The sequence below is a fragment of the Pseudomonas sp. HMSC063H08 genome, from assembly GCF_001813645.1.
In the GTDB taxonomy this organism is placed as follows: Bacteria; Pseudomonadota; Gammaproteobacteria; order Pseudomonadales; family Pseudomonadaceae; genus Pseudomonas; species Pseudomonas aeruginosa.
Genome location: NZ_KV813357.1, coordinates 74,163 through 93,322, shown reverse-complemented (window position 1 = coordinate 93,322; position 19,160 = coordinate 74,163). Strand labels below are relative to the sequence as shown.

Below are 19,160 nucleotides of genomic sequence, written 5' to 3'. Positions count from 1 at the left end.
ACCTGATCCACCGACAGGGTCACCACGTAGCGACCGGCATAGCGACTGGCGCATGCATAGGCGACTTCGTCGAGATACTTCAGGAGGGTACCGCCATGGACATTGCCGGAGAAATTGGCCATGTCCGGGGTCATCAGCACGGTCATCGACAGTTGGTTGTTTCCGGGTTGCATAGCGCTTTTTCTCTCATCAGGACGGGCGGGGGACACCATAGACGCAAACGAAGACGGCAGCGGCCACAAATTTTCAATCGTCATGATCGAAATCGCGCCGGGTCGTGCAGACATCCGCGGGCTTTTCTAGACTGGCCCTTTTCCACCGGGAATCGCGCCAATGCCTGCCGCCATTCGCATCCTTCTCCTGGCCCTGGCCCTGGCCCTGGCCGTGCTTGCCGGCATCGGTGCCGCTGCCATCCAGGCCGAGGATACGCCCTGCGCCACCGCCGCGGAATGCAACACGCGCGGCACCCAGGCTTATCGACAGGGGAGTTATCCACAGGCGCTGGAAGCCTTCGCCTGGCAATTGCGCCTGGCCGAGCGCCAGGAACAGGGCGGAGCCGACTCGGAACAGGCGCTGAACAATCTCGCGCTGACCAGCCTCAAGGCCGGGCAACCGGGACACGCCCGCGCCTGGATGAACCTGGCGCTGGATCGCGGCTACAGCGGCAAGGCCACGCGCTACAACCTGGAACAGGTTGCCCTGAAAGTCGACTATCCGTCCCTCCAGGGCCTCGCCGGGCACTACCTGCGCTACGCCGGGCAGGCCGAATGGGAAAGCCTGCAGATCGAACCGGTGAAGGGCGGCTACCAGGCGAGCTTCGCCCTGATGCGCATCGGCAATCCGGAGAAACTGATGGAATATGGGCCCGCGGCGGTCGGCGAGTTGTCCGGTCGGCTGGAGGGGCAAGGCGCCCTCTACCGGCTGCGCAGCGAAGGCCTGGGCGCCGGCTGCAGCCTGCTGGTATGGCAGGAAGGCATCGACCTGCGAGTGGTGGAGAGCCTTGGCGGGGACTGCCAGGGTTACGGCGGCATGGGCATCGCCGCCGCCGGTAACTGGGTGAAGATATCCAGTCAGGCCAGGGACGACTGAAACTTTTCCACAGGCCGCTCCAGCGGAGCGACCCGTGGAAAATCCACTCAGCGGCCAGCGGACAGGCCGAAGTCCACCGCCAGGTCGGCGCCCGTGATCGCTTCGGCCTGAGGGCCGCAGAGATACCAGACCAGCTCGGCGACTTCTTCCGGGCGGATGAAACGCGCCGCCTTGCCCTGTGGATAGTCCTTCAGCAGCGCGCGCTTGTAGCCATCCGGATTGCCCATCCCATAGCGTTCGGCCTGGTAGTCGAGCATCGGCGTGGCGATATCCGCCGGCGACACGGCGTTGACCCGCACGCCCTGCTCGGCCAGTTCAAGCGCCAGGGTCTTGCTCAGCATGGTCAGCGCCGCCTTGCTCGCGCAATACGCCGCCGAACCCCGGTAGGCCTGGCGTCCGGAGTCACTGGAGATGTTGACGATGCTGCCCTGGTTTTCCTTCAGGTAGGGAATCGCCGCCTGGCACATGTAGAAGGAGGCCTTGAGGTTGACTCCCAGGACCAGGTCGAAATCCTCCTCGGTGAAGTTTTCCACAGGCCCCTCGCGCCAGACGCCCGCGGCGTTCACCAGGGCGTCGAGGCGTCCGGTGCGGGCGAGAATCTTCGACATCAGGGTATGGCAGTTATCCGCGCTGCGCAGGTCGGCGACCCCGCTGGCGTCCAACGGCACCTGCGCGTTCAGCGCGTGCAGGCCCTCCTTATCCACATCCGTGGCGGCGATCCGCCAATGACTCTGGGCGAAACGCTTGGCGATTGCCCGGCCCAAGCCGCCGGCTGCACCAGTGATAAGAACGACGGGCGTGCTCATCTGCTTTTCCTTACTCCTGTGCCGCGTGGAAAACACCGACGGCCAATCGGCCGCCCGCTTCAATGACTGACCGACAACGCCGGCAGCCGTTCATTCAGGCCTGGTTGAGATACCAGCGCCAGTCCTGCTCGCCGACCTCGCCCATGAAGGCACGGTATTCGGCCTGCTTGATCGCCAGGTAGATCTTCAGGAAATCCTCGCCGAGCGCCTCGCGCGCCCAGGCCGAGCCCTCCAGCGCGCGCAGCGCGGTCAGCCAGTCACTCGGCAACGCCTGGGTGGCTTGAGCGTAGCCGTTGCCAGTGATCGGCGCACCGGGGTCGAGTCGCTCGCGAATACCCAGGCGCACCGCCGCGAGCAACGCCGCCGCCGCCAGGTAGGGATTGGCGTCGGCGCCGCAGATGCGGTGCTCGATGTGCCGGCTGGACGGCGGGCCGCCGGGAACCCGCAGCGACACGGTGCGGTTGTTGATTCCCCAGGTCGGCGCCAGCGGCGCGTAGCTGTTCGCCTGGAAGCGGCGGAACGAGTTGGCGTTCGGACAGAACAGCGCCAAAGACTCCAGCAGGCACGCCTTCATTCCACCGATGGCCTGGCGCAGCAGCGGGGTCCCGGCCGGGTCCTCGCTGGCGAACAGATTGTTGCCAGCGGCGTCGGCCAGGCTGACGTGCAGGTGCAGGCCGCTGCCGGAAAGATCGGCGAACGGCTTGGCCATGAAGCAGGCCTGCAACCCATGGCGATTCGCCACGCCCTTGACCAGGCGCTTGTAGCGCACGCCTTCGTCGATCGCCTGGAGCGTGTCGAAGCGATGCTGCAGGGTAATTTCCACCTGCCCCGGCGCGTACTCCGAAATCGCCGTGCGCGCCGGCAGGCCCTGGGCCTCGCAGGCGGCATACAAGTCATCGAGGAATGGCTGCAACTGCTCCAGCTCGTAGACGCCATAGACCTGGGTCGCCCGCGGCCGCTGGCCATTCATCTGCAACGCCGGCAACGGCCGGCCATCGCTGTCGCGTTCGCGGTCGAGCAGGTAGAACTCCAGTTCCACCGCCATCACCGGGTGGAAACCCTCCGCCTGCAGGCTGTGGATAACCCGCTGCAACACATGTCGGGGATCGCCCGCCGCGGCCGGTAGCCCGAGCTCGGGATGCATGCTGACCTGCACCTGGCCGGTCGGTGACTGCCGCCAGGGTTGCAGGGTCAGGCTGCCGGGCAGCGGGAAGGTCCAGCAATCGGCATCGCCGACGTCCCAGACCAGGCCGGTCTCCTCGACGTCATCGCCATTGATGGTCAGGCCGAGGATGGTGCTCGGCAGCGGCCGCCCGCTTTCGTAGACAGCCAGCAGCTCGTCGCGATGCAGCAGCTTGCCGCGCGGCACGCCGTTAGCGTCGATCAGGAACAGCTCGATGCTGCGCACCTCGGGGTGTGCGGCGAGGAACTCGCGGGCTTCCCGCGGATCGGCGAAATGCATCTCAGGCCTCCCGCGCGCCGGGTATGGCGAGCAGCTCGCCGAGCGCCTCGTCGAGGCTGGAGAGCAGGCGGTCGACGTCTTCTTCGCGAGTGTCCGGGCAGCACAGGGTCATGTTGTGGAACGGCGTGATGAGGATGCCGCGGTTGATCAGATACAGGTGCAAGGCCATCTGCAGGCTGTCGTGGAACGCCGCCTCGGCGGCCGCGCCGTCGCGTGGGGATTGCGGGCAGAACTGGAACTCGCTGCGCGCACCGAGCTCGGTCACCGACCAGGCCAGGCCGTGCTTGTGGATAATCCTGCGGAAGCCCTCGGCCAGACGCGCCGCCAGGGGCAGCATGTGGGCGTAGGCGGCATCGGTCATCACTTCTTCCAGGTTGGCGCGCATACAGCGCATCGCCAGGGCGTTGGCCGACAGCGTGGTACCCATGCCGCTGTGGCCGTGGCCTTCGCTCTGCTCGCTGGCGCGTGTCCTGGCCAGTTGCATGGCGCTGGCCATCGCCGCGCTGCAACCATACACCGAGCACGGTACGCCGCCGGCGATCGGCTTGCCGAGGGTGATGAAGTCCGGCTCGAGTTTCCAGGCGCGGGTACAGCCGCCTGGTCCGGTGGAGATGGTGTGGGTCTCGTCGATGATCAGCAGCGTGCCGTGACGACGGGTCAGCTCACGCAGCTTCTGGTGGAAGCCGGGTTGCGGCAGGACCATGCCGATGTTGGTCATCGCCGGCTCGCAGAGCACGGCGGCCACGTCTTCGCTGGCCAGCGCCCGCTCCAAGGCCTGGAGGTCGTTGAACGGCACCGCGCGGCTGAACTGGGTGAGGTCGTGGGCCTGGCCGAGCAGGCCGGAGCGATGCACGGTGCGGCCGTCGCGGCAGCGAACCAGGGCGTCGTCGACCGTGCCGTGGTAGCAGCCGTCGAATACCAACACCACCTTGCGACCGGTGATCGCGCGCGCCCAGCGCAGGACGAAGCGGTTGGCGTCGGTGGCGGTGGTCGCTACCTGCCAGAACGGCAGGCCGAAGCGCTGCGCCAGCAGCTCGCCGGCGACGATGGCATCCTCCCCCGGAAGCATGGTGGTCAGGCCGTTCGCGCCCTGCTCGGCGAGTGCCCGGGCGATCGGCGCCGGAGAATGACCGAACATGCTGCCGGTGTCGCCCAGGCAGAAGTCCACGTAGACGTGGCCATCCACATCATGGAAACGCGCGCCGTGGGCACGCTCCACGAACAGCGGACAGGGTGTCGACCAATCGCTCATCCAGTGCATCGGCACGCCGTCGAACAACGCACGCCGGGCTCGCTCGGCGAGCGCGACGGACTGTGGATTTTGCGCAAGGAAACGTTGCTGCTCGCGGGCCATGAAGGTTTCCACGGCGGCTTCGGCGATGCCACTGGCGGTCATTTCGAACACCTCGTTTTTTATTTCGCACAACTTTCATTTGTGATCACAAAAAAGTCAATACAGTAGTTGAAAGCACTGATAATCTGTTTTTCCATGTCAATTTTGTGATCACAAAATGAACGATTTTCCGAAGTGGACAGGCCAGGTCGCGCTCATCAGCGGCGCCGGCAGCGAACTCGGCATCGGTTTCGCCATTGCCCGGCGGCTGGCCCGCGAAGGCGTGCGCCTGCTGATCACCGCCAGCAGCGAGCGGATTAGGCAACGAGCGGAGGAACTGAGCGCATGTGGTCACGACGTGCGCGCCGCGAGCGCCGACCTGACCGACGAAGCCCAGGTGCAGGGTCTGCTGGACTGGGCCGAAGCCCAGTGGGGACGGGTCGACATCCTGGTGAACATGCCGGCATGGCCCAGTTGAACAGCGCGGAACCCTTCAGCGCAGTGGAAGCGACCTCGCTGCGGGATTGGCAACTGTCCCTGTCGCGCAACCTGACCAGTGCTTTCCTGCTCACCCGCGGCCTGCTGCCGGGCATGCGCGAGCGCGGCTACGGGCGGATCGTCAACGTCGCCTCCACCACCGGAACCCGCGGCAGCAACCCGGGCGAAGCCGCGTATAGCGCGGCCAAGGCCGGTCTGGTCGGCTGGAGCATGGGCCTGGCGCTGGAGGTGGCGAAGAGCGGCATCACGGTGAACAGCGTCGCGCCGGGCTGGATCGCCACCGCCTCGAGCACCGCCGAAGAACGCCAGGCCGCCCTGGCCAGCCCCAGCGGACGTGCCGGCCGGCCCGCAGAGGTGGCCGCCGCGGTGGCCTTCCTCGCCTCGCCCGAAGCCAGCTTCGTCAACGGCGAACTGCTGGTGGTGGACGGCGGCAACTGCCTGATCGAAAACAAACGGAGCTGAACATGCGCAACTGCAACCTGACGCTTTCCCAGCTTCCGGCGCCACCGGCGACCCGGAGCTGACCATGGCCGAGAATCTCCAGGAACGACTCTACCAACGACTGCGGGAAGACTTGCTGGCCGGACGTTTCCAGCCCGGCGAGCGACTGAAGATCCGCGACCTGGCGAACCAGTGGGGCACCAGCCCGATGCCGGTTCGCGCCGCCCTGCAACGGCTGGTGGCGGAAGGGGCGCTGGAGGGCGAGGCACAACGCTCGCTCAGGGTGCCGCTGATGACCCGCGAGCGTTTCCTGCAGATCCTCCAGGTGCGCCTGTCCCTCGAAGGGCTGGCGGCCGAAAGCGCCAGCGGCCGGCTGGACGAGCAGGCACTGGAAGGACTCGAAGGTTGTCTGCGGCGAATGGAGGACGCCTTGCGCCGACGCGAGGTACAGGCCTACCTGGAAGCCAACAGCGAATTCCACCTGACGCTCTACCGCGCCTGCGGCAACCCGGTGCTGCTGCGTCTCATCGAGACGCTCTGGCTACAGGTCGGGCCGTTCTTCAACCGGCTGTTCACCGAGGCCGACCTCTCCCTACGCCTGAACGATTTCCACGAGGACGCCCTGGACGCGCTACGCCGCGGCGACGGCCCGGCCGCGCGCGCGGCGATCGAACAGGACCTGGCCTACTTCGGCCAGTACCTGCTGAACCTCCTGGAGCTGGAGGCCCGGCCACGAAAGCGACACCGTACCGGCGAGCACGCCTGACGGGAGATAAGCGCCGCTACTGCGGGCGAATGGTGCGCACATTGTCCTTCTTGATCAGGATGGTGTCGCCATTCAGCTGTTCGAACTCGTAGTAGTCATTGTATTTGTCGTAATCCGACTGATCCTTGACCAGGACCTCGCTGCCATCTTGCAAAGTGACCACCGCCTGGTTGGCGCAACCCGCCAGGCTGGTCAGCAGCAATGCAGCGAACAGAGCTTTGAACTTCATAGAATCTCCACACGGGGCAGCGCACTTGCCTACATCCGGAGCGACAAGTGCGGAATTGCCCTTGTGACCGTGGCAATCGAGGGAAATTCCTTAGCGCAGCGGCGCTTTGTCGGAGACGAAGCGCCGACGGCGGCGCGCAGGGCCTCCAGGCAGCCTCGCGCGACGTCGGGAAGTCAGCCGAAAAGGCACGTTGCAGAGCCTTTGCGGCGGTTCAGGTTCAACTCTCCAGCCAGACGTCGCGAGCCCAGACCCACACCGAATCCCAGCTTTCATCGGTGAGGTCGCCACCGGCCCAGAGCACCACCTCGCCGTCCTCCACCACGCAGTAGTAGCTGCCGTCGTCCTCGCAAAGCGGGATCAGCTCGCGCGGAACGCCCAGGTCCCAGGCAGTGGCCGCCACTTCGGGCAGGTAGGTGTGCGAGTGCGGATCGGTCACGGTCACCGGCTCCAGGCGGCCGTAGACCACATCGCTGACCAGCAGGAGGAATTCGCGGAATTCGGCGGGAATACCGATCAGCAGCTCTTCCTCGATTTCCACCAGCAGTTCTTCTTCCGGCAGTTCCAGGGGCACCGGAACCGGTTCGTTGAGTTCACGCAGTTTTTCGATGACGTCTTCCACGACAGGCTCTCTCGCAACGGGTGGCGCGCTTTTTATACAGTAGCCGCACCGAGCGCAAGACAAGTGTCGTGGCTGGCCTTCGGCCATGGCGCCGGACGAATGGTCGGTCAACCCGCCAACGGAAATGAAAAACCCCCGCTCCCTGGCGGGAGCGGGGGTTTCGGCGGCCCCCCGAAGGGACCGCAACCACTCGGGATCAGTTCTGCCGGATACCGGCCACCAGCCATGGCTGGTTCTCGCCCTGGGCGCGCTCCATCCGCCAGCTTTCGCTGAAGGCTTCGCCCTGGTCGAAGCGCGAGGTCTTCGACACACCGCTGAAGGTCAGGGTGGCGATGGTCTTGTCGGCCTGGTCGTCGACGCCGTCCAGTTGCACGACCAGATTGTCGATGTAGGTGGACTGGTAGGCGTCGCCGATCTCGGCGCGCTCCTGCTTCAGCCATTGCAACATCTGCGGGGTGACGAACTCGGCGATCTTGTCCATCTCGTTGGCATCCCAATGCTGCTGCAGGGACATGAAGTGTTCGCGAGCGGCACCGACGAAGCGCTCCTCGTTGAACCAGCTCGGCGCGTTGATCACCGGGCTCGGCGCAGCAGTGGCGGCAGCGCCACCGAAGATCGGCGCCTGGGCCGGCATTTCGCGCTGCATCGGCGCGTGCCCGGCCATCGCCGGCTGCCCCTGGTTCTGCTGGCGCCGGCGAGCGGCGATGAAGCGGAAGGCAATGAAGGCCACCAGGGCGATCAACAGGATATCGAGCATCTGGATGCCTTCGAAGCCGTCGCCCATGAACATGGAGGCGAGCAGGCCGCCGGCGGCGATACCGGCCAGCGGGCCGAGCCAGCGCGAAGCACCGCTGGCGGCAGCGGCGGGACGGGCGGCGTTGGGGGCGGCAGCAGTGGCGTTCGGCGCAGTGGCCGGCTGCGCCTGGCGGGTCTGGTGGCTGGGTGCCGAGCCGAGGCTCTTGCCGCCGCCAAAGCGCTTGGCATTGGCATCCAGGCTGACGGTCAGCGCCAGGCAGAAGGCGAGGGCGATGCTGAGAACACGCTGCATTGTAGTCTTTCTCTCTTGGGGGAATCGACGCGCGTCATGTTGCGGCGGTACGGGCGGCAGGACCAGCCGGATTTTGTTTCGGGCTATTGCTCCGCGGCCGCCGTTTTTTCGCCCGCCGCGTCTGGCTCGCGGGTCGGCGCCAGGGTACACCGTCGTTGACGAGGATGACAGGCGCTATCCCGGATCGGCGGACGAACGCCCGCCCGGCGGCTGGAAAGGCGCAGCGCAAAGCCTTGCAGAAAGGTCTGTTACAGTTTTTTTCAGTACCCCGATCAAGCACTTGCCAGTGCTAGTCTGCGGCTCTGCGAGGCTTCCCGGTCGCGCGTTTGCCGACCCATTCCCACTCGAGCGAGGACCGCCGCCATGCATGCCGTCGATTTCATCCAGGACCTCGCCGTGATCATGCTGGTGGCCGGCGTGGTCACCATTCTCTTCCACCGCCTGCGCCAACCGGTGGTCCTCGGCTACATCGTCGCCGGCTTCATCATCGGCCCGCACACCCCGCCCTTCGGGCTGATCCACGACGAAGACACGATCAAGACCCTGGCCGAACTCGGGGTGATCTTCCTGATGTTCTGCCTCGGCCTGGAATTCAGCCTGCGCAAGCTCTTCCAGGTCGGCGCCACGGCGTTCATCGCGGCGTTCCTGGAAATCGTCCTGATGATCTGGATCGGCTTCGAGATCGGTCGCTTCTTCGAGTGGAGCACCATGGACTCGCTGTTCCTCGGCGCGATCCTGGCGATCTCCTCCACCACCATCATCGTCAAGGCGCTCGGCGACCTGAAGATGAAGAACGAGCGCTTCGCCCAACTGATCTTCGGCGTGCTGATCGTCGAGGACATCCTCGGCATCGGCATCATCGCCCTGCTGTCGGGAATCGCCGTGAGCGGTTCGGTGGAAACCGGCGAGGTGTTCTCCACGGTCGGCAAGCTCAGCCTGTTCATGATCGTCGCGCTGGTCGTCGGCATCCTCCTGGTGCCGCGCCTGCTGGCCTACGTGGCGAAGTTCGAGAGCAACGAGATGCTGCTGGTCACCGTGCTCGGCCTGTGCTTCGGCTTCTGCCTGCTGGTGGTGAAGCTGGAGTACAGCATGGTGCTCGGCGCCTTCCTGATCGGCGCGATCATGGCCGAGTCGCGTCAGTTGGTGCAGATCGAACGGCTGATCGAGCCGGTCCGTGACATGTTCAGTGCGATCTTCTTCGTCGCCATCGGCCTGCTGATCGATCCGAAGATCCTCGTCGAGTACGCCTGGCCGATCGCCCTGATCACCGTCGCGGTGGTGCTCGGCAAGATGTTTTCCTGCGGCATGGGCGCGTTCATCGCCGGCAACGATGGACGCACCTCGCTGCGGGTCGGCATGGGCCTGTCGCAGATCGGCGAGTTCTCCTTCATCATCGCCGCCCTGGGCATGACCCTGAAAGTCACCAGCGACTTCCTCTACCCGGTGGCGGTAGCGGTCTCGGCCATCACCACCCTGCTCACCCCGTACCTGATCCGCGCCGCCGATCCGCTCTCGCAGCACCTGGCCAACGCCATGCCGCAGCGCATGGCGAGGATCTTCGGCCACTACGGCGACTGGCTGCGCAGCATCCAGCCGCAGGGCGACCGTGCGGTGCTGGCGGCGATGATCCGGCGCATCCTGCTGCAAGTCGGGGTGAACCTGGCGCTGGTGATCGCGATCTTCCTCGCCGGCGGCTATTTCGCCGATACGCTTTCCGCCTGGATGAGCCAGTGGGTCGCCTACGATGGACTGCACAAGGCATTGATCTGGGGCGGCGCGCTGCTGGTCTCGCTGGCCTTCCTGATCGCCGCGTACCGCAAGCTCAAGGCTCTGTCGATGCTGCTGGCCGAACTCGGGGTCAAGCCGGAGAAAGCCGGACGCCATACGGCGCGGGTACGCCGGGTGATCTCCGAGGTGATCCCGCTGCTGTCGCTGGCCGGCATGATGGTGCTGCTGGCTGCGCTCAGCTCGAGCATCCTGCCGCCGGGCGAGTTGCTGGTCGTAGTGGTCCTGGTCGCCGGCCTGGTGATCGCAGTGCTCTGGCGCTGGCTGATCCGCGTGCATTCGCGGATGCAGATCGCCCTGATGGAAACCCTCGACCAGGAAAAGGGCAGCCACTGAGAGCCAAGCGATCCCGGCCTGCCGTCGAATCGGCGGATAACCACGCTGCGGTTATTCGCCCTCGCCTGCACCTGATGTCGCTATCGGACCCTTTGCCCTGAAGGATCGGCGGATTTCCGCTTATCCACTCTCCCGGTCGGCGGACTCCCGCTCGGCCAAGACCACCCCGCTCCTCTTCCAACCCAGTCCCCACGCGGCTTTCCCGCGTTGGCACGCCGCCTGCTATCGAGCCATCCAATACGTCGCCCTCGCGATGTGCCGGTGTGCTGCGCCCTGATCAGCACATCCAAGACAACAACGAAAAGAGGAAACACGATGGAAAGCGCCAACGCCATTTCCGCGTCTGCCCAGCCCCGCACCACTTCGCAACGCATCAAGTCGATCTTCAGCGGTTCCGTCGGCAACCTGGTCGAGTGGTACGATTGGTACGTCTACGCCGCCTTCTCGCTGTACTTCGCCAAGGCATTCTTCCCCCAGGGCGACATGACCGCCCAACTGCTGAACACCGCAGCTATCTTCGCCGTGGGCTTCCTGATGCGCCCGATCGGCGGCTGGCTGATGGGTATCTATGCCGACCGCAAGGGCCGCAAGGCGGCGTTGCTGGCCTCGGTGCTGCTGATGTGCTTCGGCTCGCTGATCATCGCCCTGACCCCCAGCTACGAAACCATCGGCGTCGCCGCGCCGATCCTGCTGGTGGTCGCGCGCCTGCTCCAGGGCCTGTCGGTCGGCGGCGAATACGGCACCTCCGCCACCTACCTGAGCGAGATGGCGAACAAGGAACAGCGCGGGTTCTTCTCCAGCTTCCAGTACGTGACCCTGATTTCCGGCCAGCTCATCGCCCTGGCGGTGCTGATCGTCCTGCAACAGACCCTGACCGTAGAACAACTGGAAAGCTGGGGCTGGCGCGTCCCCTTCTTCATCGGCGCGCTGTGCGCAGTGGTGGCGATGTTCCTGCGTCGCGGCATGGAAGAGACCGAGTCCTTCTCGAAGAAGAAGGAAGAGCCGAAGGAAAGCCTGCTGCGCACCCTGCTGCGCCACCCGAAGGAAGTGCTGACCGTGGTCGGCCTGACCATGGGCGGCACCCTGGCCTTCTACACCTACACCACCTACATGCAGAAGTACCTGGTGAACACGGTAGGCATGAGCAAGACCGATTCGACCATGATCTCGGCTGCCACCCTGTTCCTCTTCATGCTGCTGCAGCCCATCGTCGGCGCCCTCTCCGACAAGATCGGCCGGCGGCCGATCCTGATCGCCTTCGGCGTACTCGGCACCATCTTCACCTACCCGATCCTCAGCACCCTGCACAGCGTCGACAGCTGGTGGGGCGCGTTCTTCCTGATCATGGCGGCGCTGGTGATCGTCAGCGGCTACACCTCGATCAACGCGGTAGTGAAGGCCGAACTGTTCCCCACCGAGATCCGCGCCCTGGGCGTCGGCCTGCCGTATGCCCTGACCGTGTCGATCTTCGGCGGCACCGCCGAATACGTTGCCTTGTGGTTCAAGAGCGTCGGCCTGGAGAGCGGCTTCTACTGGTACGTCACCGCCTGCATCGCCTGCTCGCTGCTGGTCTATGTGTTCATGAAGGACACCCAGAAGCACTCGAAGATCACGACCGATTGATTGAGCCTCGTGCTCATGGCCCCGACACACTCCGGGCCTTTTTATCCACAGGACGGCGATCTTCGGGTCGCCGTCCTGCTTTTTGGCGCGGCAACCGATTTCCCCACACCCGCCGGCTGTTGGTCCACGGCACGGCATCCCGACCGGAACCCTAGGGCGCGCAACGCCGGCGGAGTAATCCGCCGGTGCCCCTGCGTTCCACGGCGGATAACCGCAAGCGGTTATTCACCCTGCGGCTCGTCATTCCGGCGGGGCTGGAACCTTGGCGCGTAAACGCCGATCTCCTCGCGTTCCCACGGCGGAACAGCGCAAGGGGCCTGCCGTCCCCAGGCAGCGAGGCCCCGTCTGCGAGACCTACCGGGAATAAAAAAACCGCGCTCGAAGGCGCGGCTCTTTTCGTTGTCGGCGAACCGCCTCAGCGGCGCTTCTCGATCTTGAAGAAGAACATCTTGGTCGCCTGGCGGGCGACGATCTTGCCACCGCTGACACGCGGCTCGAAACGCCACTTGGCCATGGCCTGGCGCACTTCGCGGTCGAACATGCGCGACGGCACCGACTCCAGCACCTGGATGTCGTCGATGCGGCCATCGCTGGTGATGGTGAACAGCACCTTCACCCGGCCTTCGATACCCCGCGCCTGGGCCATCCGCGGATAGACCGGAGGATCCATGCGCAGCGGCTTGATGTCGCTGTCGTTGAGGCTGCCGCTGGGCAGGCCGGCCGGGCCTTGCGAGCCGCTGGGCGCAGTCTGCGCGCCGGGCGTGCTCTGCCCGACGGTAGGCGCGGGCGGCGGCGCGGCGCTGGACGGGCTGGGCTGGCTGGATGCTTCCGTGCTCGGCTCGGGTTCCGGCTTGGGTTTGGGTTCCGGCTTCGGCTTGGCCTTGGGAATGGCGTTTTCCACCGGTTTGGGCTTGGGTTTCGGCTTGGGCTTGGGTTTTTCCACCGGCTTCGGCTTCGGCGGCTCCGGCTTGGGTTCCTCGATCTTCGGCGGCGTCGGTTCCGGCGCGGCAGCCGGCGGCTGCGGGGTCGGCTCGGCCTTCTTCTCGAGCTGGACGAAATTCACCTGCATGGTCTTCGGCAGTTCGCCGTGGCCAAGGTTGAGTTCGGCCGGGGTCGGCATCACCCACACCAGCGCACCGATGATCGCCACATGCATCGCCACCGCCGCGCCGGAAGACAGCCACCAGCGCGACTTGGGCGGCTCGCCGGGGACGTCGTCGGGATCGCTGCCATGGGCGTAGGGGATCAGCACTTCCTCGACCGCCACTTCCTCGTCGCGGCGCGCACCGGAGCAGTCCACCACGCGCAGGTTGGGTTCTCCGCGCTGGGCATTCACGCATGGCAGGGACTCGCTTTCGTCTCCCTGGGCGGGAGCGGTGGGGTGGTCTTCGGCGAGCGCGGCCAGCGAAAAACGGTCAGGCGACCGTGAAGGCTGTGGCGACATGAGGGCGACCTGCGGAGAAGTGAAAGGTAAGGAAGTAGAGTCTTCTGATAATTATTATCATTCAGTCGCGTCCTCAGGGCAACCTTGGCGGATCATTCCGCGACCATCCGACACGCCAGGAACGCCTCTTCGAGCGCCTCTTCATCCGCGCCTGCGGCGAGGATCAGTTCCAGCCGATTATCCCGCCGCCACGAGGACTTGCCCCAGTTATCCACAAACGGCGCGGCATTCGCTGCATACCAACCGTCCGCGCAATGCAGCACCGCCTTGGCCCGCCGCAGTCCGGACAAACGGCTCAGCCAGGCGTCCACTGCGACCCGATCGAAACGCACCGACGGCGCCAGCCGCCAGCCGATGGCCAACTGGCCGTCCTGCTCGCGCACGGCGCGCAGCGGTCGCTCGGCGGGCAGCACCGTTCCCAACTGAGCAGGCGCGTCCGGCAGGGCCGCCCAGGTCGTCGCGCTACCTTCCCCGGCAACGCTGGTCGGCAGATCGCGCAATGCCAGGTGGCCGCGCACGCTCCAGCGCAACGGCAGGACCGGCAGGCGCGCGCGCACGGCGCAGCGCTGCGTCGCGTCGAGCGCTTCGGATTTGTTCAGCAGCAACATGCCGGCCGCTTCCAGCGCCTGTTCCTGTGCCTCCGGCAGCGGTTGGCCGGAGGCCAGCGCGGCGGCATCCAGCACCACTACCAGGGGTTGCAGGGCCAGGACGCCGGACCAGGGAGGAGCCTGCAGCTGCTTCCACAGCGCCAGCGGATGTCCCAACCCGGAGGGTTCGATGAACAGCCGGTCCGGTCGTGCCCGACGCAACAAGCGACCGAGCCCCACCTGGAACGGCACGCCATTGACGCAGCAGAGGCACCCGCCCGCCACCTCGCCGATGGCCACGCCGTCGACGTCCGTGGCCAGCAGCGCGGCATCCAGGCCGATCTCGCCGAACTCGTTGACCAGCACCGCCCAGCGCTCGCCCGCCGGCTTCTGCGCCAGCAGCGAGCGGATCAGGCTGGTCTTGCCGGCCCCCAGGGGGCCGCCGATCAGGTGTGTGGGTATCTCTCGAAGCATCTGCGCAACCGGAATGTGAAAGCCTGTGGATCAATGCGGTCCTTGCCTGCGGGGAGCCAGGCCCCGTGCTAGAGTCGCGCCCGTCTGCAATGGAGTCCTCGCATGCGCCCGTTCCTGTTCTTCCTGTCCTGCCTGCCGGGCCTGGCCCTGGCCGAAGCCTGCATCGTCCATAGCCAGGCGAAGAATCTCGATGTGAAGGTCTGCCAGCAGAACCGCAGCATCCCGGCCAAGCTGTTCCGCGAAGGCTTCTGCCAGCCACAACTGCAGGGCCAGAAGGTCGAGGTGGCGTTCGCCGAGGAGTGTCCGACGGGCGCCTTCGGTGTCTGCCGCGACGCCAGGGTACCCAATGCGCCCTATCGGCAGGACATCTTCTACTACGGCATCGCGACCGACGCACGCTACCTGGAGCCGTTCTGCGCCAGCCAGAGCCAAGGCCGCTGGGAAGAGCCTAGCGCCGCGAAAAAGCCCTGAGCGCGTCATCAGCCTGTCACAGCGTCCGGGCTAAATGGGAGTCGGGTACCTCAGCACCCTTCGTCCCCATCCCCAAGGTAGGACGACTTTTTGGTGATAGGCCATCTGCGGATGGCCTTTTTTTATTCCTCGAAAGACACTTGTCCACAGGCTCAGGCAAGCCAGTCCAGGGTCAACAGCAGGCGCGCCAGCCCGGGCTCCGCTCGCGGCGAGCGATGCACCAGTCCGGCACCTTCGTTACCCTCCCAGCGTTCGCCCTTGAGCAGCGCCACGTCGCCTGTGGACAAGCTATGGATAAGCTGTTCATCGACAACTTCCGCCTGTGCTCCACCAAGCAGCCGACGGTCCAGGCCGGACTCGTCCAGCCATTCGCTGGCAGCGCCCTGGTAGGTGGTGACCAGCCGCAGCGGCACGTGGTCGACATGGAAACGCGGGCACATCGGTTTATCCAGAACGCGCAGGCGCAGGCCGATACGCCGCGCCCCGGTCAGGCAAAAGAAGGCCTCGACCAGCCAGCCCAGGTCGTCGAGGAAATCGGCTTGTCCCGGCAGTTGCCGCGCGTCGAGCAGGCCGTCCAAGGCGGGTAGCCGTTCCTCTTCCATCTCCAGCGTCTGGCTCAGCGCCAGTCCCGGCCGGTTGCGTACCAGGGCGGCGGCGAAGTCGCGCAGCGCCGGGTTCAGCCGGCGTGTCCAGACCGCCAGGTTGACCCCGTCGCGAAGCACCTCGGCCAGCACCTGGGGGTCTTCGCCGAACGCCTGGCGCGGCAACAGACTTTCCTGTGGCAGTGCGCTCATGCGGCGTGCCCCCAGTCCTCGAAGGGGTCGTCCAGGCCCTGCCAGCCCGGAATGCCCAGGTTCATCTCGGCATCATCCAGCAGGCAAGCATCGAGGGCTGCGCGCAGGGCCGTGAAGTCCAGGTTCTGGCCGATGAAAACCAGCTCCTGGCGACAGTCGCCGACGCCTTCCTCCCAGTGCCGCATGATCGCCCGCAGGCCCTCTTCGTCCTGTGGCCACTGTCCGGTCGGCACGAAGCGCCACCAGCGGCCCGCCAGGCCGTAGCGCATCAGGCCGCCGGCCTGCGACCAGCTGCCAGCCTCGCGGGGCCGGCTGGCGAGCCAGAAGAAGCCCTTGGAGCGCAGCAGCCGCCCCTGCTTCAGCGGATTGTGCAGGAAGGCGTGGAAGCGCGCGGGGTGGAACGGACGGCGCGCCCGGTAGGCCATGGAGGCGATGCCATATTCCTCGGTTTCCGGCAGGTGCTCGCCGCGCAGTTCCTTCAGCCAGCCCGGCGCGGACGCCGCGCGATCGAAATCGAAGCGACCGGTATCGAGGATCTTCGCCAGCGGCACCTGACCCATCACCATCGGCAGGATCTCCGCCTCGGCATTGAGCTGGCGCAGGATCGCCAGCAGTTCCTCGCGCTGCTCGCTGGAGATCAGGTCGATCTTGCTGACCAGGATCACATCGGCGAATTCGACCTGGTCGATCAGCAGGTCGGTGATCGAGCGCTGATCCTCCTCACCGAGGGTTTCGCCACGGCTGGCCAGGCTGGCGGCCTCCTGGTAGTCGCGGAGGAAATTCATCCCGTCGACCACCGTGACCATGGTATCCAGTCGCGCCACGTCGGACAGGCTGCGGTCCAGCTCGTCGCGGAAGGTGAAGGTCTCGGCCACCGGCATCGGCTCGGAAATCCCGGTGGACTCGATCAGCAGGTAGTCGAAGCGGCCTTCCCGGGCGAGACGGCCGACCTCTTCCAGCAGGTCTTCGCGCAGGGTGCAGCAGATACAGCCGTTGCTCATCTCCACCAGGCGCTCTTCAGCGCGGTTCAGGCTGACATCGCGCTGGACTTCGCTGCCATCGATATTGATTTCACTCATATCGTTGACGATCACCGCAACCCGGCGGTTCTCGCGGTTCTTCAGCACATGGTTGAGCAGCGTGCTTTTGCCGGCGCCGAGAAAGCCGGACAGCACGGTGACAGGTAGGCGTTGGTTCACGGTTGGTAACCTCTTCAGTTGTGCCGCACGTGGCGTTCGCGCTTCTCCTGGCGCTCTTTCGCCTCGATGCAGAGGGTGGCGGTGGGACGCAACAGCAGGCGGCGCAGGCCGATCGGCTCGCCGGTTTCCTGGCACCAGCCGTAGTCGCCGCGGGCCAGGCGCTCCAGCGCTTCGTCGATCTTGTCGAGCAGCTTCTTCTCCCGCTCCAGCAGGCGAAGTTGCCATTGCCGCTGTTCCTCGCGGGAAGCCAGGTCGGCCTCGTCGCTGGGGCGTTCGAGATCGCGCAGCTCGCCGAATTCGCCTTCGATGCGCGCCTGCAGTTCCTGGCGCTGGCGCAGCAGCAGGTCGCGGAAGAAGTCCTGCTGGGCTTCGTCCATGTAGGCAGCGTCGGGCTGGGCAAGCAGTTCCTGTTCGGTCATAGGCTGAACCTGGGAAATTTAAAACGTTATACTATAACAATTAACACCACAATCGATGGCCCGCCAATCGCCTTCCGGCTACCCTGGGCCCATGTCATCCCGGGATCCACCGATGCGCCGCGTCCTCCGCCTTTACTGCCTGGCCCTCCTGCTGCTCGCTCCGGCGGCACAGGCGCAGGGCTTTCTTCCCGGCACCCGCCCGGCGGAATGCGCCTACCTGCGCACCGTTCTGGCCTGCATGGATCGGCTGGGCAACCACTACAGCGTCGCCACCGGCGGCAACGACACCTGGCTGCGCGGCTACGACGCGGCAAGCGGACGACGCTGGGCCCAGACCAATACGCGCTACGGGCGCCTGACCTTCTTCAGCGGCATCGCCAGCGACGGGGAAATCTGGGTCGGCCTCAGCCGCAACATCGGCTGGACCAGCGTCAGCCGCCTGAGCAGTTCATCGGGCCAGCGCCAACGCCTGACCTGCGGGCGGGTCAGCGGCTGCAGCGAAGGCCCTAGCCGGGAGGCTGCGCGCTGAGCGCCGCCAGGTAGCTGCCGGCGGGAGGGCGTTGCCGGAAGTAGCCCTGCACGCCAGCGAAGATCGCCTCGGCCAGGCGCTGGCGATGGCGTTCGTCCATCAACCGGCGACAATCGCCGCGATTCGAGATGAAGCCGGTCTCCACCAGGATCGAAGGGATGTCCGGCGACTTGAGCACGGCGAAGCCGGCCTGCTCGACACGCTTCTGGTGCAGCGCGGTGACGTCCGACAACTGGCCGAGAACGCTGTGGCCGAGGTCCAGGCTGCTGGCGATGGTCGAACTCAGGGCCATGTCGAGGATCACCCCGGCGAGTACCTTGTCGCGGCCCTGTAGCGGCAGGTTGCCGCTGTTGCCGATCAGGTCGGCGCCGTTCTCGCGATCGGCCATCCAGCGCGCCATGGTCGAGCTGGCGCCATGCTCGGAGAGGGCATATACCGATGCGCCGGAGGCGGTCAGTCGCGGCGCCGCGTCGGCGTGCACCGAGACGAACATGTCGGCGTTGTAGCGCCGAGCCACTTCCGGCCGCTTGCGCAGCGGAACGAACACGTCGCCGTTGCGCACCAGGCGCGCCTTGAAGCCTTTCTCGCGGTCGATCCGCCGCGCCAGCAGGCGGGCGATGGCCAGCGCCACGTCCTTTTCGCGCTCGCCCTTGCTACCGACCGCGCCGGGGTCCTTGCCGCCATGGCCGGCATCGACCACCACGAGGATGTCGCGGCCCGTCGAGGGTAGCGGGCGGGCCAGCGCCAGCATCGGCTCGGGGGGAGCCGCCAGCGCCTGTGGATAAAGGTCCAGGACCAGGCGATGGCCCTTTCCTGCCTGCGGTTCCAGGGCGAAGCTGCGCGGCCTGACCGCCTGGCGCAGGTCGAGGACGATGCGCGTCCCGCCGCCACCCAGTTGGCCGCTGCGGATGGCGCGCACGGGGCCGTCCAGCGGCAGCTCGGAGAGCGTTGCGAGCAATTGCGCGTCGGGCAGGTCGAGGATCAACCGCTCGGGGGCCTGCAGGGAAAAGGTTCGATAACGCGGCGGGCCGTCCAGTTCCAGCACCAGGCGCCAGCTTTCCGAGGAATTCCAGGCCCGGGCCTGGCGGATTCGTACATTGGCGCTGGCGGCCAGGAACGGCTGGAGGGCCAGGCCGGCGAGCAGGCTTTGCAGGAGGCGACGGCGCTTCATCGACGAAATACCCGATTGCAAGGGTCGGCATTAGCTA

At 66.0% G+C, this 19,160-nt stretch carries 19 protein-coding genes and 1 pseudogene; 7 read left to right on the top strand and 13 right to left on the bottom strand.

Annotated elements, in window-relative coordinates; genetic code table 11:
• On the bottom strand, positions 1 to 173 hold a 173-nt coding region (locus HMPREF2924_RS36890; protein WP_049262500.1), incomplete at its 3' end, for an acyl-CoA thioesterase.
• A 160-nt stretch (positions 174 to 333) separates the two neighbouring features.
• Here HMPREF2924_RS36890 and HMPREF2924_RS04400 point away from each other — a divergent pair.
• Positions 334 to 1,089 (top strand): hypothetical protein, encoded by a 756-nt coding sequence (locus tag HMPREF2924_RS04400; RefSeq protein ID WP_003136472.1) that lies wholly within the window; start codon positions 334 to 336, stop codon positions 1,087 to 1,089.
• 47 nt (positions 1,090 to 1,136) lie between these two features.
• Here the strand turns inward: HMPREF2924_RS04400 and HMPREF2924_RS04395 are convergent, their stop codons facing one another.
• The 3 genes from HMPREF2924_RS04395 to HMPREF2924_RS04385 form a co-directional block, all read right to left on the bottom strand.
• Positions 1,137 to 1,895, bottom strand: a complete 759-nt coding sequence (locus HMPREF2924_RS04395; RefSeq protein WP_003097046.1) for an SDR family NAD(P)-dependent oxidoreductase — start codon at positions 1,893 to 1,895, stop codon at positions 1,137 to 1,139.
• Between the two features lie 94 nt (positions 1,896 to 1,989).
• Positions 1,990 to 3,357 (bottom strand): glutamine synthetase family protein, encoded by a 1,368-nt coding sequence (locus HMPREF2924_RS04390; protein WP_003136474.1) that lies wholly within the window; start codon positions 3,355 to 3,357, stop codon positions 1,990 to 1,992.
• 1 nt (position 3,358) lies between these two features.
• Positions 3,359 to 4,753, bottom strand: coding sequence for an aspartate aminotransferase family protein (locus HMPREF2924_RS04385; RefSeq protein ID WP_003109132.1), 1,395 nt, complete (start codon positions 4,751 to 4,753; stop codon positions 3,359 to 3,361).
• A gap of 115 nt (positions 4,754 to 4,868) precedes the next feature.
• On the opposite strand from HMPREF2924_RS04385, the pseudogene HMPREF2924_RS04380 reads away from it, so the two are divergent.
• Both HMPREF2924_RS04380 and HMPREF2924_RS04375 read left to right on the top strand, forming a co-directional pair.
• Positions 4,869 to 5,650: pseudogene (locus tag HMPREF2924_RS04380) on the top strand (SDR family NAD(P)-dependent oxidoreductase).
• Positions 5,651 to 5,714: 64 nt separating this feature from the next.
• The gene (locus HMPREF2924_RS04375; RefSeq protein ID WP_023094960.1) at positions 5,715 to 6,395 is read left to right on the top strand and encodes a GntR family transcriptional regulator; all 681 of its coding nucleotides are present in this window, start codon (positions 5,715 to 5,717) and stop codon (positions 6,393 to 6,395) included.
• Positions 6,396 to 6,411: 16 nt separating this feature from the next.
• On the opposite strand, the gene HMPREF2924_RS04370 is transcribed toward HMPREF2924_RS04375, so the two are convergent.
• The 3 genes from HMPREF2924_RS04370 to HMPREF2924_RS04360 all read right to left on the bottom strand — a co-directional run bounded on the left by HMPREF2924_RS04370 (position 6,412) and on the right by HMPREF2924_RS04360 (position 8,291).
• Positions 6,412 to 6,624: a YgdI/YgdR family lipoprotein gene (locus HMPREF2924_RS04370; RefSeq protein WP_003097061.1), complete on the bottom strand. Its 213-nt coding sequence runs from the start codon at positions 6,622 to 6,624 to the stop codon at positions 6,412 to 6,414.
• Positions 6,625 to 6,841: 217 nt separating this feature from the next.
• On the bottom strand, positions 6,842 to 7,243 hold the full coding sequence (locus tag HMPREF2924_RS04365) for an SMI1/KNR4 family protein (RefSeq protein WP_070700377.1): 402 nt from the start codon (positions 7,241 to 7,243) through the stop codon (positions 6,842 to 6,844).
• A 196-nt stretch (positions 7,244 to 7,439) separates the two neighbouring features.
• A complete protein-coding gene (locus HMPREF2924_RS04360) occupies positions 7,440 to 8,291 on the bottom strand; it encodes a Tim44 domain-containing protein (RefSeq protein ID WP_003097066.1) in 852 nt (283 codons plus the stop codon).
• Positions 8,292 to 8,654: 363 nt separating this feature from the next.
• Between HMPREF2924_RS04360 and HMPREF2924_RS04355 the strand changes: the two genes are divergently transcribed.
• Both HMPREF2924_RS04355 and HMPREF2924_RS04350 read left to right on the top strand, forming a co-directional pair.
• Positions 8,655 to 10,412, top strand: a complete 1,758-nt coding sequence (locus HMPREF2924_RS04355) for a cation:proton antiporter (protein WP_009316041.1) — start codon at positions 8,655 to 8,657, stop codon at positions 10,410 to 10,412.
• A gap of 315 nt (positions 10,413 to 10,727) precedes the next feature.
• Positions 10,728 to 12,035 (top strand): MFS transporter, encoded by a 1,308-nt coding sequence (locus tag HMPREF2924_RS04350; RefSeq protein ID WP_003109136.1) that lies wholly within the window; start codon positions 10,728 to 10,730, stop codon positions 12,033 to 12,035.
• Positions 12,036 to 12,450: 415 nt separating this feature from the next.
• On the opposite strand, the gene tonB1 is transcribed toward HMPREF2924_RS04350, so the two are convergent.
• Positions 12,451 to 13,479: an energy transducer TonB1 gene (gene tonB1 / locus HMPREF2924_RS04345; protein ID WP_003136512.1), complete on the bottom strand. Its 1,029-nt coding sequence runs from the start codon at positions 13,477 to 13,479 to the stop codon at positions 12,451 to 12,453.
• A 92-nt stretch (positions 13,480 to 13,571) separates the two neighbouring features.
• Positions 13,572 to 14,540 carry a CobW family GTP-binding protein gene (locus tag HMPREF2924_RS04340; RefSeq protein WP_003122315.1) on the bottom strand — a complete coding sequence of 323 codons (969 nt, stop codon included), beginning with the start codon at positions 14,538 to 14,540 and terminating at the stop codon, positions 13,572 to 13,574.
• Between the two features lie 102 nt (positions 14,541 to 14,642).
• Between HMPREF2924_RS04340 and HMPREF2924_RS04335 the strand changes: the two genes are divergently transcribed.
• A complete protein-coding gene (locus tag HMPREF2924_RS04335) occupies positions 14,643 to 15,011 on the top strand; it encodes a hypothetical protein (RefSeq protein WP_003097081.1) in 369 nt (122 codons plus the stop codon).
• A 152-nt stretch (positions 15,012 to 15,163) separates the two neighbouring features.
• Here the strand turns inward: HMPREF2924_RS04335 and HMPREF2924_RS04330 are convergent, their stop codons facing one another.
• The 3 genes from HMPREF2924_RS04330 to dksA are packed head-to-tail and all read right to left on the bottom strand — an operon-like array spanning position 15,164 to position 17,423.
• The gene (locus tag HMPREF2924_RS04330) at positions 15,164 to 15,805 is read right to left on the bottom strand and encodes a DUF1826 domain-containing protein (RefSeq protein WP_003136514.1); all 642 of its coding nucleotides are present in this window, start codon (positions 15,803 to 15,805) and stop codon (positions 15,164 to 15,166) included.
• The gene (gene zigA, locus HMPREF2924_RS04325; protein ID WP_003097084.1) at positions 15,802 to 17,004 is read right to left on the bottom strand and encodes a zinc metallochaperone GTPase ZigA; all 1,203 of its coding nucleotides are present in this window, start codon (positions 17,002 to 17,004) and stop codon (positions 15,802 to 15,804) included. Before zigA ends, HMPREF2924_RS04330 begins: the two co-directional genes overlap by 4 nt.
• Before the next feature lie 14 nt (positions 17,005 to 17,018).
• Entirely contained in the window at positions 17,019 to 17,423 is a 405-nt protein-coding gene (gene dksA / locus HMPREF2924_RS04320; RefSeq protein WP_003097086.1) for an RNA polymerase-binding protein DksA, read from the bottom strand.
• 112 nt (positions 17,424 to 17,535) lie between these two features.
• Between dksA and HMPREF2924_RS04315 the strand changes: the two genes are divergently transcribed.
• Entirely contained in the window at positions 17,536 to 17,952 is a 417-nt protein-coding gene (locus HMPREF2924_RS04315) for a hypothetical protein (protein WP_003097088.1), read from the top strand.
• On the opposite strand, the gene HMPREF2924_RS04310 is transcribed toward HMPREF2924_RS04315, so the two are convergent.
• On the bottom strand, positions 17,930 to 19,123 hold the full coding sequence (locus HMPREF2924_RS04310) for an N-acetylmuramoyl-L-alanine amidase (protein WP_003097089.1): 1,194 nt from the start codon (positions 19,121 to 19,123) through the stop codon (positions 17,930 to 17,932). The two genes, HMPREF2924_RS04315 and HMPREF2924_RS04310, sit on opposite strands and share 23 nt — an antisense overlap.
• Positions 19,124 to 19,160 lie beyond the last annotated feature (37 nt).